13 protein-coding genes are annotated in these 15,200 nt (G+C 60.3%); 8 read left to right on the top strand and 5 right to left on the bottom strand.

The genetic code is table 11. The features are described from left to right. The 6 genes from glgC (at position 1) to AGR2A_RS18660 (ending at position 8,113) form a co-directional block, all read left to right on the top strand. Entirely contained in the window at positions 1–1,263 is a 1,263-nt protein-coding gene (gene glgC / locus AGR2A_RS18635) for a glucose-1-phosphate adenylyltransferase (RefSeq protein ID WP_004437759.1), read from the top strand. 5 nt (positions 1,264–1,268) lie between these two features. Then, positions 1,269–2,711: a glycogen synthase GlgA gene (glgA, locus tag AGR2A_RS18640; protein WP_035207572.1), complete on the top strand. Its 1,443-nt coding sequence runs from the start codon at positions 1,269–1,271 to the stop codon at positions 2,709–2,711. 4 nt (positions 2,712–2,715) lie between these two features. Then, entirely contained in the window at positions 2,716–4,344 is a 1,629-nt protein-coding gene (locus tag AGR2A_RS18645) for an alpha-D-glucose phosphate-specific phosphoglucomutase (RefSeq protein ID WP_037090612.1), read from the top strand. Between the two features lie 205 nt (positions 4,345–4,549). After that, on the top strand, positions 4,550–6,505 hold the full coding sequence (glgX, locus tag AGR2A_RS18650; RefSeq protein WP_037090611.1) for a glycogen debranching protein GlgX: 1,956 nt from the start codon (positions 4,550–4,552) through the stop codon (positions 6,503–6,505). Positions 6,506–6,559: 54 nt separating this feature from the next. After that, complete coding sequence (locus AGR2A_RS18655; protein ID WP_004437750.1) at positions 6,560–7,048, top strand: MaoC family dehydratase; 489 nt, start codon at positions 6,560–6,562, stop codon at positions 7,046–7,048. 21 nt (positions 7,049–7,069) lie between these two features. After that, a complete protein-coding gene (locus tag AGR2A_RS18660; protein WP_004437746.1) occupies positions 7,070–8,113 on the top strand; it encodes a DUF2332 domain-containing protein in 1,044 nt (347 codons plus the stop codon). Here AGR2A_RS18660 and AGR2A_RS18665 read toward each other — a convergent pair. From AGR2A_RS18665 to AGR2A_RS18685, 5 genes are read right to left on the bottom strand one after another with little or no spacing between them, the layout of a single operon-like run. Further along, the gene (locus tag AGR2A_RS18665; protein ID WP_037090609.1) at positions 8,110–8,664 is read right to left on the bottom strand and encodes a sarcosine oxidase subunit gamma; all 555 of its coding nucleotides are present in this window, start codon (positions 8,662–8,664) and stop codon (positions 8,110–8,112) included. The two genes, AGR2A_RS18660 and AGR2A_RS18665, sit on opposite strands and share 4 nt — an antisense overlap. After that, the gene (locus tag AGR2A_RS18670) at positions 8,657–11,617 is read right to left on the bottom strand and encodes a sarcosine oxidase subunit alpha (RefSeq protein ID WP_037090608.1); all 2,961 of its coding nucleotides are present in this window, start codon (positions 11,615–11,617) and stop codon (positions 8,657–8,659) included. Before AGR2A_RS18670 ends, AGR2A_RS18665 begins: the two co-directional genes overlap by 8 nt. After that, entirely contained in the window at positions 11,614–11,928 is a 315-nt protein-coding gene (locus AGR2A_RS18675) for a sarcosine oxidase subunit delta (RefSeq protein ID WP_004437737.1), read from the bottom strand. The genes AGR2A_RS18670 and AGR2A_RS18675 overlap by 4 nt, the downstream gene beginning before the upstream one ends. An 11-nt stretch (positions 11,929–11,939) precedes the next feature. Then, positions 11,940–12,350 carry a hypothetical protein gene (locus AGR2A_RS18680; protein ID WP_037090607.1) on the bottom strand — a complete coding sequence of 137 codons (411 nt, stop codon included), beginning with the start codon at positions 12,348–12,350 and terminating at the stop codon, positions 11,940–11,942. Further along, a complete protein-coding gene (locus AGR2A_RS18685) occupies positions 12,350–13,603 on the bottom strand; it encodes a sarcosine oxidase subunit beta family protein (protein WP_003522141.1) in 1,254 nt (417 codons plus the stop codon). Before AGR2A_RS18685 ends, AGR2A_RS18680 begins: the two co-directional genes overlap by 1 nt. 316 nt (positions 13,604–13,919) lie before the next feature. Between AGR2A_RS18685 and rpsU the strand changes: the two genes are divergently transcribed. After that, positions 13,920–14,147: a 30S ribosomal protein S21 gene (gene rpsU, locus AGR2A_RS18690; protein ID WP_003508541.1), complete on the top strand. Its 228-nt coding sequence runs from the start codon at positions 13,920–13,922 to the stop codon at positions 14,145–14,147. A gap of 133 nt (positions 14,148–14,280) precedes the next feature. After that, the gene (locus tag AGR2A_RS18695; RefSeq protein WP_006698105.1) at positions 14,281–15,180 is read left to right on the top strand and encodes a tetratricopeptide repeat protein; all 900 of its coding nucleotides are present in this window, start codon (positions 14,281–14,283) and stop codon (positions 15,178–15,180) included. Positions 15,181–15,200 lie beyond the last annotated feature (20 nt).

Below are 15,200 nucleotides of genomic sequence, written 5' to 3' on the forward strand. Positions count from 1 at the left end.
ATGTCGGAAAAAAGAGTTCAGCCTTTGGCGCGTGATGCAATGGCCTATGTCCTCGCGGGCGGCAGAGGCAGCCGCCTGAAGGAACTGACGGACCGCCGGGCAAAACCCGCCGTTTATTTCGGCGGCAAGGCGCGCATCATCGATTTCGCGCTCTCCAACGCGCTTAATTCCGGCATTCGCCGCATCGGCGTCGCCACGCAATACAAGGCGCACTCCCTCATTCGGCACCTGCAGCGCGGCTGGGACTTCTTCCGCCCCGAACGTAACGAAAGCTTCGACATCCTGCCCGCCTCCCAGCGCGTTTCCGAAACGCAATGGTATGAGGGTACGGCAGACGCGGTTTACCAGAACATCGACATTATCGAGCCCTATGGGCCGGAATACATGGTCATCCTCGCCGGCGACCATATCTATAAAATGGACTACGAATACATGCTGCAGCAGCATGTCGATTCCGGTGCGGATGTGACGATCGGCTGCCTTGAAGTGCCGCGTATGGAAGCAACCGGCTTCGGCGTCATGCATGTGAATGAAAAAGACGAGATCATCGATTTCATTGAAAAGCCCGCCGATCCGCCCGGCATTCCCGGCAATGAGGGTTTTGCGCTCGCCTCCATGGGCATCTACGTCTTCCACACGAAATTTCTGATGGAAGCGCTGCGCCGCGACGCCGCAGACCCCACTTCCAGCCGCGATTTCGGCAAGGACATCATTCCCTATATCGTGAAACACGGCAAAGCCGTTGCCCATCGCTTCGCAGACTCCTGCGTGCGTTCGGATTTCGAGCATGGCCCCTACTGGCGGGACGTCGGCACCATCGACGCCTACTGGCAGGCCAATATCGACCTGACGGATGTGGTGCCTGACCTCGATATCTACGACAAATCCTGGCCGATCTGGACCTATGCGGAAATCACACCGCCGGCAAAATTCGTGCATGACGACGAGAACCGCCGTGGCTCGGCCGTGTCTTCGGTCGTTTCCGGTGACTGCATCATTTCGGGTGCGTCGCTCAACCGCAGCCTTCTGTTCACAGGCGTGCGCGCCAATTCATACTCCCGCCTTGAGAATGCCGTAGTACTGCCGAGTGTGAAGATCGGGCGTCATGCCCAGCTCAGCAATGTCGTCATCGACCATGGCGTGGTCATTCCGGAAGGACTGATTGTAGGAGAAGACCCAGAACTGGATGCCAAACGTTTCCGCCGTACCGAAAACGGCATCTGCCTTATCACCCAATCGATGATCGACAAGCTGGACCTGTAGCGCCGATGAATGTCCTTTCGGTTTCATCCGAAATCTACCCCCTGATCAAGACCGGAGGGCTCGCCGATGTTGCCGGCGCGCTCCCCATCGCGCTCGAAGCCTATGGCGTAAAGACGCGCACGCTGATACCCGGGTATCCGGCGGTGAAAGCTGCCGTGACGAACGCGGTGAAATGTTACGAATTCACCGACCTGCTGGGCGAAAAGGCCGATCTGCTCGAAGGCCGGCACGAGGGACTAGATCTCCTCATCCTCGATTCGCCCGCTTATTACGAGCGCTCCGGCGGGCCCTATCTCGACCAGACGGGCAAGGATTATCCCGACAACTGGAAGCGCTTTGCGGCGCTTTCGCTGGCGGCGGCCCGCATTGCAGCCGGCGAATTTCCCGACTGGCGGCCGGATCTTCTGCACGCTCATGACTGGCAGGCTGCCATGGCGCCAGTCTACATGCGTTATGCCGAAACGCCTGAAATTCCGAGCCTGCTCACCATTCACAACATTGCCTTCCAGGGGCAGTTCGGCGCCAACATCTTCAGCAAGCTTGGGCTACCAGCCCATGCTTTCGGCATGGAGGGCGTGGAATATTATAACGATGTGAGTTTCCTCAAGGGCGGGCTGCAGACGGCGACGGCGCTCTCCACCGTCAGTCCCTCCTATGCCGAGGAAATCCTCACCCCGCAATTCGGCATGGGCCTGCACGGCGTTATCGGCAGCCGAGCCCATGTGCTGCACGGCATCGTCAACGGCATCGACGCGGACGTCTGGAACCCGGCAACGGATCATCTGATTCATGACAATTATTCCGCCGCCAATCTCAGAAACCGGGCCCTGAACAAGAAGTCTGTCGCCGAACATTTTCGCATCGACGACGATGACAGCCCGCTGTTCTGCGTCATCTCACGCCTCACCTGGCAGAAGGGCATCGACCTCATGGCCGAAGCCGTGGACGAGATCGTTGCTCTCGGCGGCCGTCTGGTGGTGCTGGGCGCGGGCGATGTGGCGCTGGAAGGTGCGCTCCTAGCGGCAGCATCCCGCCACCATGGCCGCGTCGGCGTTGCCATCGGTTACAACGAACCCCTGTCACATCTCATGCAGGCGGGCTGCGACGCGATCATCATCCCCTCGCGCTTCGAACCCTGCGGCCTCACCCAGCTTTATGCGTTGCGTTACGGCTGCATTCCGGTCGTCGCCCGCACCGGCGGCCTTGCAGACACGGTGATCGACGCCAACCATGCCGCCATCGCCAACAAGTCGGCGACCGGTGTGCAATTTTCCCCCGTCACGCTTGATGGACTCAAACAGGCGATCCGCCGGACCATCCGTTATTATCACGACCCGAAACTATGGACACAAATGCAGAAACTCGGGATGAAATCCGATGTTTCCTGGGAAAAGAGCGCCGGCCTTTACGCCGCGCTTTACAGCCAGCTTATTTCGAAAGGCCATTGAACCAATGATCAAGACTGTTCAGACGAAGCCCTATCAGGACCAGAAGCCGGGCACTTCAGGCCTGCGCAAGAAGGTGCCCGTCTTCGCCCAGGAAAATTACGCCGAGAACTTCATCCAGTCGATCTTCGACGCGCTTGAGGGCTTTGAAGGCCAGACGCTGGTGATCGGCGGCGATGGCCGATACTACAACCGCGAAGTCATCCAGAAGGCAATCAAGATGGCCGCCGCTGCCGGCTTCGGCAAGGTTCTGGTCGGTCAGGGCGGCATTCTTTCCACGCCGGCCGCATCCAACATCATCCGCAAATACAAGGCCTTCGGCGGTATCGTGCTCTCCGCGAGCCACAATCCCGGCGGCCCCACCGAAGATTTCGGCATCAAATACAATATCGGCAATGGCGGTCCCGCCCCGGAAAAGATCACCGACGCGATCTATGCCCGTTCCAAGGTCATCGACAGCTACAAAATCTCCGATGCCGCCGATATCGACCTCGACAAGGTGGGCAGCTTCAAGGTGGATGAGCTGACGGTCGAGGTGATCGATCCGGTCGCCGATTATGCCGCCCTGATGGAAGAGCTGTTCGATTTCGATGCCATCCGTGCCCTCATCGCCGGCGGCTTCAAGGTCGTGGTCGATTCCATGAGCGCCGTCACAGGCCCTTATGCCGTTGAGATCATCGAAAAGCGGCTTGGCGCTCCAAAGGGCTCGGTCCGCAATGCTACACCGCTGCCGGACTTCGGCGGCCATCACCCCGACCCTAACCTTGTCCACGCCAAGGAGCTTTATGACGATGTCATGAGCCCGGAAGGCCCCGATTTCGGCGCTGCTTCCGATGGCGACGGCGACCGCAACATGGTCGTCGGCAAGGGCATGTTCGTCACGCCATCAGACAGCCTGGCGATCATCGCCGCCAATGCCAGGCTGGCGCCCGGTTACGCGGCAGGCATTTCCGGCATCGCTCGTTCCATGCCGACAAGTGCGGCAGCTGACCGTGTCGCCGAGAAGCTCGGCCTTGGCATGTACGAGACTCCAACCGGCTGGAAGTTCTTCGGCAACCTCATGGATGCCGGCAGGGTGACGATCTGCGGTGAAGAAAGCTTCGGCACAGGCTCCAATCATGTACGGGAGAAGGATGGTCTCTGGGCCGTGCTCTACTGGCTGAACATCGTCGCCGCCCGCAAGGAAAGCGTGAAGGACATCGTCACCAAGCACTGGGCCGAATATGGCCGCAATTATTACTCCCGCCACGACTATGAGGAGGTGGATTCGGACGCCGCCAACACGCTGGTGGCGACCCTGCGCGAAAAGCTCGCGACGCTTCCCGGCACCAGCTACGGCAATCTGAAGGTCGCCGCGGCAGATGATTTTGCCTATCACGATCCGGTCGATCAGTCCGTCAGCAAGAACCAGGGTATCCGCATCCTGTTCGAAGGCGGTTCGCGCATCGTGCTGCGCCTTTCCGGCACCGGTACGGCGGGCGCCACACTTCGTCTCTATGTCGAGCGTTACGAGCCGGACGCGGCGCGTCACGGCATCGAAACGCAGGAAGCGCTCGCCGACCTGATTGCCGTTGCCGATACGATCGCCGGCATCAAGGCCCATACGGGACGAAGCGCGCCGAGTGTCATTACCTGATGTTGCCGCGGCGCTTGTCTCCTCTTGGGAGAGAGGCGCCGCGCAATACCATGGCGTTTCGCAAGGAAATTTTTCGGGGTGACGCACCCCTCGTCACACTCGGTGTCATCCTTGGCTCAAGCCCGAGGACGACGCAGAAGAGGTTCCAGCCCTCCAACCCTGCCGACACCCTTGAGAAGAGACAATATTCTATCGGAGACAGACCATGCAGACACCGCCCGTTTTCCCCAAAGGCGCAATCCGAACGGAAAACGGCACGGAGTTCACGGTCTATTCCCGGCACGCCTCACAGATCGATCTCTGCCTGTTCGATGACACTGGCAAGAAAGAGACGGCACGTCTGCCGATGAGACGCGGTGAAGACGACGTTCATCGGCTCACGCATGCGCAGGCCGGCCCCGGCACGCGCTATGGCTTCCGTGCCCACGGTATTTATGCCCCTGAACATGGCCTGTGGTTTGATCCTGCAAAGCTGCTGCTCGACCCCTACGCCACGGAGATTGACCGCCCCTTCCGTCATGACCCTTCGCTTTATGCTTTTGGCGCGGAAACCGGCGCGATCATGCCGAAGGCGATCCTTTCCGAGCATGAGACGGTCAAGCGCCAGCCGCCTTATTTTGCCAAAGGCGGACTGATTTACGAGCTTGCCGTCAAATCCTTCACCCAGCTGCATCCCGAGGTGCCGGAAGACATCCGGGGCACCATCGCCGCGCTCGCCCATCCCCCCATCCTCGCCCACCTGAAAAAAATCGGCGTCGACGCGGTGGAGCTGATGCCGATTACCGCATGGATTGACGAGCGTCACCTGCCGCCTCTCGGCCTTTCCAATGCCTGGGGTTATAATCCCGTCGGCTTCATGGCGCTTGATCCTCGACTCTGTCCCGGTGGCGTGCGGGAACTGCGCGAAACGGTTGCAGCGCTGCATGCGCAGGGCATCGGCGTCATTCTCGATCTGGTCTTCAACCACACGGGTGAAAGCGATATTGAAGGATCGGTTCTGTCGCTGCGCGGGCTCGATAATCTCACCGCCTTTCGTCACCCGCCGGGCAAACCGGGGGTTCTGGTCAACGATACCGGCACCGGCAACACGGTCGCCTGCGACCATCCCTATATCCGGCAGCTTATTATCGATTCTCTCAGGCATTTCGTTCTGAGTGCCGGCGTGGACGGTTTCCGCTTTGATCTGGCCCCAGTGCTCGGACGAACGGCCAATGGCTTCGAAATGGCAAGCGAAACGCTCTCGGCCATGCATTCGGACCCGGCGCTTTATGACCGCCTGCTAATCGCCGAACCGTGGGATATCGGCCCCGGCGGTTACCAGCTCGGCAATTTTCCGGAAAGCTTCCTCGAATGGAACGATCGCGCCCGCGATGACATGCGCCGGTTCTGGCGCGGGGACGCCGGCACGACCGGGGCGCTGGCCGATGCGCTTTCCGGTTCCTCGCCGATCTTTTCCCGCCATGGCCGCCAGAACACCCGCAGCGTCAATTTTCTCGCTGCCCATGACGGTTTCACCCTGTACGATCTCGTCAGCCACGAACATAAGCACAATGAGAAAAACGGCGAGAGCAATCGCGACGGCCACAATGACAACCATTCCTGGAACAATGGTTTTGAAGGACAGACAGACGATCCCGCCATTGGAGCAGCCCGGATTGCAGATGTGAAGGCGCTGCTTTCCACGCTTTTCGTCTCTCGCGGCGCCCTGATGCTCACGGCGGGCGACGAGGGCGGCCGCAGCCAGCAAGGCAACAACAACGCCTATTGCCAGGACAATGAGATAAGCTGGGTCGACTGGTCATCGCTTTCCCGCGAATTGATCGACCATACGGCCTTTCTCGCTTCATTGCGCAAACGTTTCGACGTGTTTTCGAGGACAGGCTTCTTCTCAGGCCATGGCGATGTGACATGGCTCGCCCCCGCCGGCGAGCCGATGACGACGGCAGACTGGGAAAGGCCAATTGCGAAGGCTTTTGCCATGGTGCTTTCCACCCTCGACCGGGAAACTGGTGCCGACGCTGAACTTGCCGTGCTGATAAACCGCAGCCGTGAGATCGTGCCTTTCACCCTGCCGGGCGGTGGCTGGTCCGCCATCGGCACGGATTTCGGTAACCCCGCCTTCCTTCCAGCCCGTTCGGTGGTGTTTTATCTGCGCGGTTGATCCCGTCGCGTCACGAGCCGTATAAGTCGCGGGAGACAATGCGGACGAGGTAACATGACAAAAGAAATTGCGCTGGCCGAGATGAAAAACCACGTTGGCACAGAAATGGGCGTTTCCGACTGGATCACGGTCGACCAGACAATGATCGACAGCTTCGCAAAAGCAACATTGGATGACCAGTTCATCCACACAGATCCGGAACGCGCCAAAGCGGAAAGTCCCTTTGGCGGCACCATTGCACATGGGTTCCTGACGCTGTCTCTGCTTTCGGCCCTGAATTACGACGCCCTGCCGCGCATTCGCGAGCAGACCATGGGCATCAATTACGGCTTCGACGCCATTCGTTTCGTCGCTCCGGTCAAAAGCGGTGCTCGCGTGCGCGGCCGTTTCACCCTGGCTGAGACGCGCTTTCGCGGAGCCTCCATGCTGATGACCACCTACGATGTGACGGTGGAAATCGAAAACGAGAAAAAGCCGGCGCTAACCGCGCGCTGGACCACCATCAGCCAGTTCAATCCGGAGGACAGGCCGGAGGACGCCTGAAACCCACGAGGGAGAGACCGCATGCATGACGAAGCCGTGAGGAATGCGTTTCTCGTTCAGGCAAGAGCCTGCGACAGCCTCGGCTCTCCCTTCACGGCACGGCTTTGCCGCGCCATGGCAACAAGGCTCGACCGCCAGACAGAGGTCGGCGAGCGAATTTTGTCCTGGTCCGGCGATGTCGGCCCATCCGGAGATTCCGTGCCGCTACGGCTGGCCGGCGCCCTGCATGCGCTTGCCATAGAGGAAAAGATCGCGCCGCTCACCGATATTCCGCCGGAAAACGAAGAAGCGCTCTGGCAGGCATGTGCAAACGCCCTGCGTTTTCATTCCGCCTTCATCCTCGAAAGGTTGCAATCACCGCCGCAGACCAACGAGGTTCGCCGTTCTGCCGTTCTGCTGCCTGGCTTTCTTTCGATTGCGAAAATGACGGGCAAGCCGCTGGTGCTTTCCGAAGTCGGAGCCAGCGCTGGCCTCAACCTGCAATTTGACCGTTACCGATATCGCCTCGGCGATCTCGTCTGGGGTGAACAGTCCGATGTTTTCCTGTCACCGGAATGGCGCGGCGACACCCCCGCCCATGAGCGGATCGACGTTATCGAGCGCGCCGGCTGCGATATCAACCCACTCGATCCGTCATCCGCGGAAGATCGTCTGCGGCTGATGTCCTATGTCTGGGCCGACCAGACGGACAGGCTGGAACGAACGGCCGCAGCCCTGCGCATAGCGATGGAACACGCTCTGCATGTCGAGAAGGCCGACGCTGTCGACTGGCTGCAACGCCGCCTTGCCACGCAATATCCGGGCGCTGCCCATGTCATCTATCATTCCGTCGCCTGGCAATATCTGCCCGATGACCTGAAACAGGCCGGCGAGACTGTGATTGCCGAGGCCGGCGCCCGCGCCACGCCGGACGCCCCGCTTGCCCGGCTGCAAATGGAGGCGGATGCGACGCCCGGCGGTGCTGCAATGACGCTTCAAATCTGGCCGGGCGGCGAAAAGCAGGAAATCGGCCGCGCCGATTTCCATGGGCGATGGGTGGAATGGCGGGGTTGGACAGAGAGTTAAACCGCCACGTCCTCAGCCGCCTCCTGCAGCAGCCCGCCGACATAGGTCGCGAAGGATCGCCAGCACTCTACCCGGAATGTGTCATCCGCCGTGCGCAGCAGGACCACTTCCGCCTTGCCGAAAATAGTGCGTGAGCAGCCACCTACCGGGAACCTCGCAAGAGAAAGGTCTTGCGGGCAGCCGGCATTGAGAGCCGCTTCCGCGCCAGCGCCGGAAACGATGATGGCGGTGTTGCGGTGGGAAATATCAGTTGCCGAAAACAGGCCGGAAACGCCGGCAAGCGCCACCATGAGATCGCTTTCGCCCTGATCGATCACCAGCCATTCATCCGGGCCGAGCCACAGAGCGGATCGCAGACCAGAGGTGACCGAGCTTTTCGGGCTGGTCGGCAGGGCAAGACCGAGCGCTTCGGACAGCGCCGGCACGGCGCTCTCGCGTGCCCGCAGCGACAACCGCGAGGCAGAAGCCGCAGGCTTCAGCGATACGAAGGGGGAACCGCCGTGAAAATCCTCAAGCAAGGATTTGCGTTTTGCGTGCAGCATATCAGCCATTGAGACGGGCTCCTTCCTTGTCGAGGAAGACCATGTCGGTCACTTCGACGGCAATGGTTTTATCGGCAAGCGGAATATAGAGCGTTTCGCCCATGCGCGCCCTGCCATCCGCCACCAAGGCGAAAGCAATGGAGTGGCCGAGATTTTCCGACCAATAGGCTGAAGTGACGTGGCCAAGCATGGTCATTGGCTTTGGCTGGTTTGGATCGGCAACGATCTGACCGCCCTCCTCCGGAACGGTCAGCCGGTCCTTCGTCTTCAGGCCAACAAGCTGTTTGCGGCCGGAGCGCGTTAGATCGGGGCGTTTCAGACCGCGAATACCGACGAAATCCGTTTTCTTTTTGGAGACAGCCCAGGCAAGCCCGGCATCATCGGGCGTCACGGTGCCGTCCGTATCCTGCCCGACGATGATATAGCCCTTTTCGGCACGCAGGATATGCATTGTCTCGGTACCATAGAGGCAGCCGCCGACGGCTTCCGCCCTCTCCCGGATTTCAGACCAGACGGCTGCGCCGTAATCGGCAGGCACATTGATTTCGAAACCGAGTTCGCCGGTGAAGGAGACGCGGAAAAGCCGCGTCGGCACGCCGCAGAACTTGCCTTCCGCCACCGCCATATGCGGGAAGGCCTCCGGCGAAAGGTCGATACCCTCGACGAAAGGCGCGATAACCTCACGCGCCTTCGGCCCCTGCACGGCAATCACGGCCCATTGTTCGGTTGCCGATGTCAGCCAGACATTGAGATCGGGGAATTCGGTCTGGAGATAGTCCTCCATGTGCTGGAGAACGCGCGGCGCGCCGCCCGTCGTCGTCGTCACGTGGAAACGGTCTTCGGCCAGGCGCCCAACAACGCCGTCGTCGTAAATGAAGCCGTCTTCGCGGGTCATGATGCCATAACGGCAGCGGCCGGGTTTCAACGTATCCCAGGCATTGGTGTAGATGAGGTTCAGGAACTTCGCCGCATCCGGGCCAACCACCTCGATTTTGCCGAGGGTTGAGGCATCAAACACGCCAACGCTCTCACGAACCGTCTTGCATTCACGGTTGATCGCTTCATGCATGTCCTCGCCCGCCCGCGGGAAGAACCAGGCACGCTTCCAGTTGCCGACATCCTCGAATACCGCGCCAGCCGCCAGCTCTTCGTCGTGCATCGGCGTCTTGCGCGCGGGATCAAACAGCGCGCCGCGTGAATGGTTGATGAGCGTGCCGAAAGTAACCGGCGTATAGGGCTGGCGGAAGGTGGTGAGACCGACTTTGGGCAAATCCCGGCCGAGCGCTTCCGATGCAATGGCAAGGCCATGCATGTTCGACATCTTGCCCTGGTCGGACGCCATGCCATTGGTGGTGAAGCGCTTGATGTGTTCGACCGAATGCATGCCCTCGCGGACGGCAAGGCGAATATCCTTGGCGCAGACATCGTGCTGGAAATCGATGAAAGCCTTGACGCCGGTGCCCTCGCCTGCACCCTCCGCCGCACCAATCATGCCGCCTGTCCAGGCCCGGGCGTTTTCACCGGAAAACGCCACCGCGCCGCCACCCGCAGCCGCGGCCTCGGCGATCAGCGCCGAAAGATCATCCGTGCCATTGCAGGCGCCGATGGAGACGCAGTTCTGCACATGAATGTCAGGCAGGAAACGCTGGTTAGCCGCGTCAAACCTCAGCTTGCCGCGCGATTGCGAGAACAGATGCACTGAAGGCGTCCAGCCGGCGGAGACAACAAGCGCGTCGATGGCGATCTTGCGCTTGTTCGACCCGCCATTGCGGCCGACCGTCATGGAAGATACGCGCAGGCGGCCGGCGGTGTTGTAAACGCTGTGACCCGCCAGCACTTCAATGCCGAGCGCCCGGGCCTCGTCCAGCAGACGCTGGTCCGGATTTTCGCGGCAATCGACGATGGCGGCGATCTTCACCCCGGCCTTCTTCAGATCAAAGGCAGTCTCATAGGCGGAATCATGAGCGGTGTAGACACCGACATTGTGGCCCACGGCGACGCCGTAATGGTTCAGATAGGTGCGGGCGGCCGAAGCCAGCATGATGCCAGGCCGGTCATTGTTGGCGAAGACCATGTGGCGCTCGATCGCACCGGCCGCCAGCACGACCTTTTTGGCGCGGACCTGCCAAAGGCGCTCGCGCGGCTGATGTTTGGCCGGCGTCGCGAGATGATCGGTGACGCGTTCGGCGAGCGCGACAAAATTGTGGTTGTAATAACCAAAGGCGGTCGTGCGCGTCAGAACCCGCACATTGGGCAGGGACTTCAGCTCGGCAAAAACCTTCTGCGCCCATTCATAACCGGGCAGACCGTCGATGACCGCGCCGGCATCGAAACGCAGGGCTCCGCCGACGTCCGCATTCTCATCCACCAGAATGACGCTGGCGCCAGTTTTCGCGGCAGAAAGCGCAGCTGTGAGACCGGCGACACCGGCGCCGGCCACCAGCACGTCGCAATGGGCATAACGTCCGGAATAATGATCCGCATCCGGCTCGCTCGGCGCCTTGCCGAGGCCGGCGGCGCGGCGGATCAGCGGTTCGTAAATCTTGTGCCAGGCGGCCTTCGGCCACATGAACGTCTTGTAGTAGAAACCGGCCGCGAACATCGGCGACAGAAGATCGTTGATGGCGCTCAGATCGAAGGACAGTGACGGGAAACGGTTCTGCGAGGCGATAATCGCGCCGTCGAAGACTTCCTGGACCGTGGCGCGCACGTTGGGCTGCTTGCGCAGGCTGTCACGGGACACGTCTATCAGCGCATTCGGCTCCTCCGGCCCGGCGGACAGGAAACCACGCGGACGGTGATATTTGAACGAGCGGCCGATCAGATGCACGCCATTGGCCAGAAGGGCTGATGCAACCGTATCGCCCTCCAGCGCAGGATAAATCTTGCCGTCAAAGGTAAAGCGCGCGGTTCTCGCCGGCGTGAGACGGCCTGCGCCCTTGATACGATAATCGCCGCTCATTGCCCGGCTCCCTTTTCTGCCGAAAGGACCGTTTCAATATCGGGTTTCGGTTCACCCGCCTTGTAGGTCATCAGGAATCTGTCGCTCACCGAATCGCGGGCGGCGTTGAAAAAGCGGCCGCAGCCGTGAATGTGACGCCAGCGCTCGAAAACGAGGCCCTTGTCGTTGTCGCGGATGAAGAAATATTCCGCAAAGGCCTCGTCGGAAATATCGGCGATGTTTTCCGGCCGGGCGATATGGGCTTCGCCCGCCCAGCGGAATTCCAGTTCGGAACGGTCTTCCCCGCAATAGGGGCAATGGATCAGAAGCATCGTCGCTCCACCTAGAGAGAATTTTCCGGAAGGATCGTTCCGGCGGGTTGGTCACACAGCCGCTTCCCCATGGCTACAAAAGGGGAAAGCCGCTTTAAAAGCTGCTCAAAATTATCGAAGGGGCGCAACGCCGAGGCCCGGCCCATATTGACGATGGCGACCGCCATCATGTCGGTGTCGATCGCGAAGGGATAATCCTGCTCGCCATCCTCCTTCTCTCCGACAAAATAGACCATCTTGTCCGCGAGGCTGGGAGCACACAAAAGCAGGCCTTTTTCCGCCGTGAAGGGCCAGTCTTTCTCACCCTGCATCTTCGCAATCTTCTGGCTGCGAAAATCCTCGGCCCCGGGAATGACGCTACCGGCGGGCACGGCCTCGGCCGCGCCTGATATATTGATCGCAAGCATGGCCGCCGCCAGCATCAATGCGCCACCGCGGCAGCGGCAGCCTCATCAATCAGGCGGCCGGTGCGGAACCGGTCAAGCGTCAGCCCGGCCGCCAGGCGATGCGGTTCACCGCGGGCGATGAGATGCGCGAAGAGATTGGCGGAGCCCGGCGTCGCCTTGAAGCCGCCGGTGCCCCAGCCGCAATTAACGAAGAGGTTTGGCACCGGCGTCACGCTCTGGATGGCGGAACGATCAGGTGTGTTATCGGTGATGCCGCCCCACTGGCGCATCATCTTCACCCGCCGGAAGATCGGAAACAGCTCGCAGATGGCGTCGAGCGTGTGAGTGATGATCTGCAGACCACCGGTCTGGGAGTAGGAATTATACTGGTCGGTGCCAGCTCCGATGACCAGCTCGCCCTTGTCCGACTGCGAAATATAGGCATGCACCGTGTTGGACATGACGACGCAGGGGAAAATCGGCTTCAGCGGCTCCGAAACCAGCGCCTGCAGCGGGTTGGAATGCAAGGGAACGCGCACGTCTGCCATCTTCATGATGACGGAGGAATGACCGGCGGCCGATACGCCGATCTTCTTTGCGCCGATGAAGCCGCGATTTGTCTCGACACCCGTCACCGCGCCATCAGGCCCGCGGCGAATGCCGGTCACCTCGCAGTTCTGGATGATATGCACGCCGCGGTCGGAGGCCGCGCGCGCATAACCCCAGGCGACAGCGTCATGGCGTGCCGTGCCGCCGCGACGTTGAAGGGCTGCGCCATTGATCGGGTAACGCGCATTGCCGGATATGTCGAGCGGCGGACAGTACGCCTTTGCCTGCTCCGGCGTCAGCCACTCATTGTCGATGCCATAAAGACGGTTGGCATTGATATGACGGCTGAAGGACTGCCGGTCATGGATATTGTGCGACAGCATCATCACGCCGCGCGCAGAATACATGACGTTATAATTGAGATCCTGGCTCAAGCCTTCCCACAGTTTCAGGGAATGCTCGTAAATATCCATGCTCTCTTCATAGAGATAATTGGAGCGGATGATGGTGGTGTTGCGGCCGGTATTGCCACCGCCGAGCCAGCCTTTTTCCAGAACCGCGACATTGGTAATGCCATGTTCCTTGGCAAGATAATATGCCGCTCCGAGACCGTGGCCGCCCCCGCCAATGATGATGACATCATAGTCCTTGCGCGGCTCGGGTGAGGCCCATTGCGCATCCCAGCCCTTATGACCCCTGAGCGCCTCACGCGCCACGGCAAAAACGGAATATTTGCGCATTCGCAATCTGCTCCTCGAGAACCGGCCAGAGGCCTGGAACATAGCCCCGGCCCGTATCATACACATGGCAAATCGGGATGGGAGGCAATATCCATTTTGCGACGCGGCAATGGTTTTGTTTCGACATGACCGAAAGATTGCGGGACGGCGCGCATTTTGTGGCTGAATATGCGCTACCGGCTGGACTTGCTGCAAATGATCTGTTATTGCACGTCACCAATCGCCCGGCTCAACAGCCGGATGAACCACTTTTTGTTTGCGTGCGAATGCCTTTATTCACACAGCAAGATAACCAAACTAAAGGAACGGGTTTAACGTGCAGGTACTAGTCCGCGACAATAACGTTGATCAGGCGCTCCGCGCCCTGAAGAAAAAGATGCAGCGCGAAGGCATTTTCCGTGAAATGAAGATGCGTGATTATTACGAAAAGCCCTCCCAGAAGCGCGCTCGCGAAAAGGCTGAAGCCGTTCGCCGCGTTCGCAAGCTGGCACGCAAGCGTGCACAGCGCGAAGGTCTGGTTGCTGGCCCCCGCGCAGGCCGTTAATAGGCCGTCTTTTGGACGTTTTTGAATGCTTGTTGGGCGGGGGCGATCAATTCGCCGCCGCTCTTTGTGTTTGTGGCCGGAGAACGCTCTTGAAAACGACCGTGAGACCGGCCTGCGAGGGAACCCACACCGAATGATCGCTGTCGACACCTGTGTTGTGAAAAACGCCGATGCCTCCACGCGCCGGTTGCCATTAAAAAACAACAGAGGGTTCCGCGCTTCTCTGGTCGTCTGCGCCGTGCTTGCCGGTCTTTCCGGCTGCGCGACATCCAACCAGACGGAAGATGTGTTCCGGATCGACCGCGCACAGGGCTCGCAGGAAAACATCGCCTCGCTCACCTCGGTCATCAACGCCAATCCGCAGGATCCTGAAGGTTACAACGTCCGCGGCTCGGCCTACGGCCGCGCCGGCGATTCGCGCCGTGCCATCGAAGATTTCAACAAGGCGCTGCAGCTCAACCCGCGCTTTTACCAGGCCTATGCCAACCGCGCGCTGGTTTACCGCAATAGCGGCCAGCAGCAGCAGGCCCTTCAGGACTACAACGCCGCCCTGCAGATCAATCCGAGCTACGATGTGGCGCTGATCGGTCGCGGCAATCTTTACCGGCAGTCCGGACGCGTCAACGAAGCCTTCAACGATTTCTCCCGCGCCATCGAGCTGGAAACCACCGACGGTCGCGCCTGGCACAATCGCGGCCTGATCTACCAGCTGCGTAACCAGCATGCCCAGGCCATCGAGGACTTCTCCAAGGCAATCTCGTTGTCATCGACGTCACCGGAGCCCTATAACGGTCGCGGCCTTTCCTACGTCGCGCTCAATGACGACGAAAACGCCTTCGCGGATTTCAACCACGCCATTTCGCTTGACGGGAATGTGGCGGAATCCTGGGCCAACCAGGCGCTGGTCTATGAGCGACGCGGCGAAATGGCCAAGGCGGCCAAGTCCTATGCGCATGCGGCGCGACTCGATCCCAAATACAAGCCCGCACTGGATGGCGTTGCCCGCACGCGCGGCGCCGCTGGCGCCTCCTAAGGCGTCCGGAACCAATAAAA

Origin of the sequence: Agrobacterium genomosp. 2 str. CFBP 5494, from assembly GCF_900013495.1 — a bacterium.
Classification (GTDB): domain Bacteria; phylum Pseudomonadota; class Alphaproteobacteria; order Rhizobiales; family Rhizobiaceae; genus Agrobacterium; species Agrobacterium pusense.

Coding starts and splice junctions, on each gene's coding strand:
- glgC (WP_004437759.1), top strand. CDS start 1: ATGTCGGAAAAAAGAGTTCAGCCTTTGGCGCGTGATGCAATGGCCTAT.
- glgA (WP_035207572.1), top strand. CDS start 1,269: ATGAATGTCCTTTCGGTTTCATCCGAAATCTACCCCCTGATCAAGACC.
- AGR2A_RS18645 (WP_037090612.1), top strand. CDS start 2,716: ATGATCAAGACTGTTCAGACGAAGCCCTATCAGGACCAGAAGCCGGGC.
- glgX (WP_037090611.1), top strand. CDS start 4,550: ATGCAGACACCGCCCGTTTTCCCCAAAGGCGCAATCCGAACGGAAAAC.
- AGR2A_RS18655 (WP_004437750.1), top strand. CDS start 6,560: ATGACAAAAGAAATTGCGCTGGCCGAGATGAAAAACCACGTTGGCACA.
- AGR2A_RS18660 (WP_004437746.1), top strand. CDS start 7,070: ATGCATGACGAAGCCGTGAGGAATGCGTTTCTCGTTCAGGCAAGAGCC.
- AGR2A_RS18665 (WP_037090609.1), bottom strand. CDS start 8,664: ATGGCTGATATGCTGCACGCAAAACGCAAATCCTTGCTTGAGGATTTT.
- AGR2A_RS18670 (WP_037090608.1), bottom strand. CDS start 11,617: ATGAGCGGCGATTATCGTATCAAGGGCGCAGGCCGTCTCACGCCGGCG.
- AGR2A_RS18675 (WP_004437737.1), bottom strand. CDS start 11,928: ATGCTTCTGATCCATTGCCCCTATTGCGGGGAAGACCGTTCCGAACTG.
- AGR2A_RS18680 (WP_037090607.1), bottom strand. CDS start 12,350: ATGCTGGCGGCGGCCATGCTTGCGATCAATATATCAGGCGCGGCCGAG.
- AGR2A_RS18685 (WP_003522141.1), bottom strand. CDS start 13,603: ATGCGCAAATATTCCGTTTTTGCCGTGGCGCGTGAGGCGCTCAGGGGT.
- AGR2A_RS18695 (WP_006698105.1), top strand. CDS start 14,281: ATGATCGCTGTCGACACCTGTGTTGTGAAAAACGCCGATGCCTCCACG.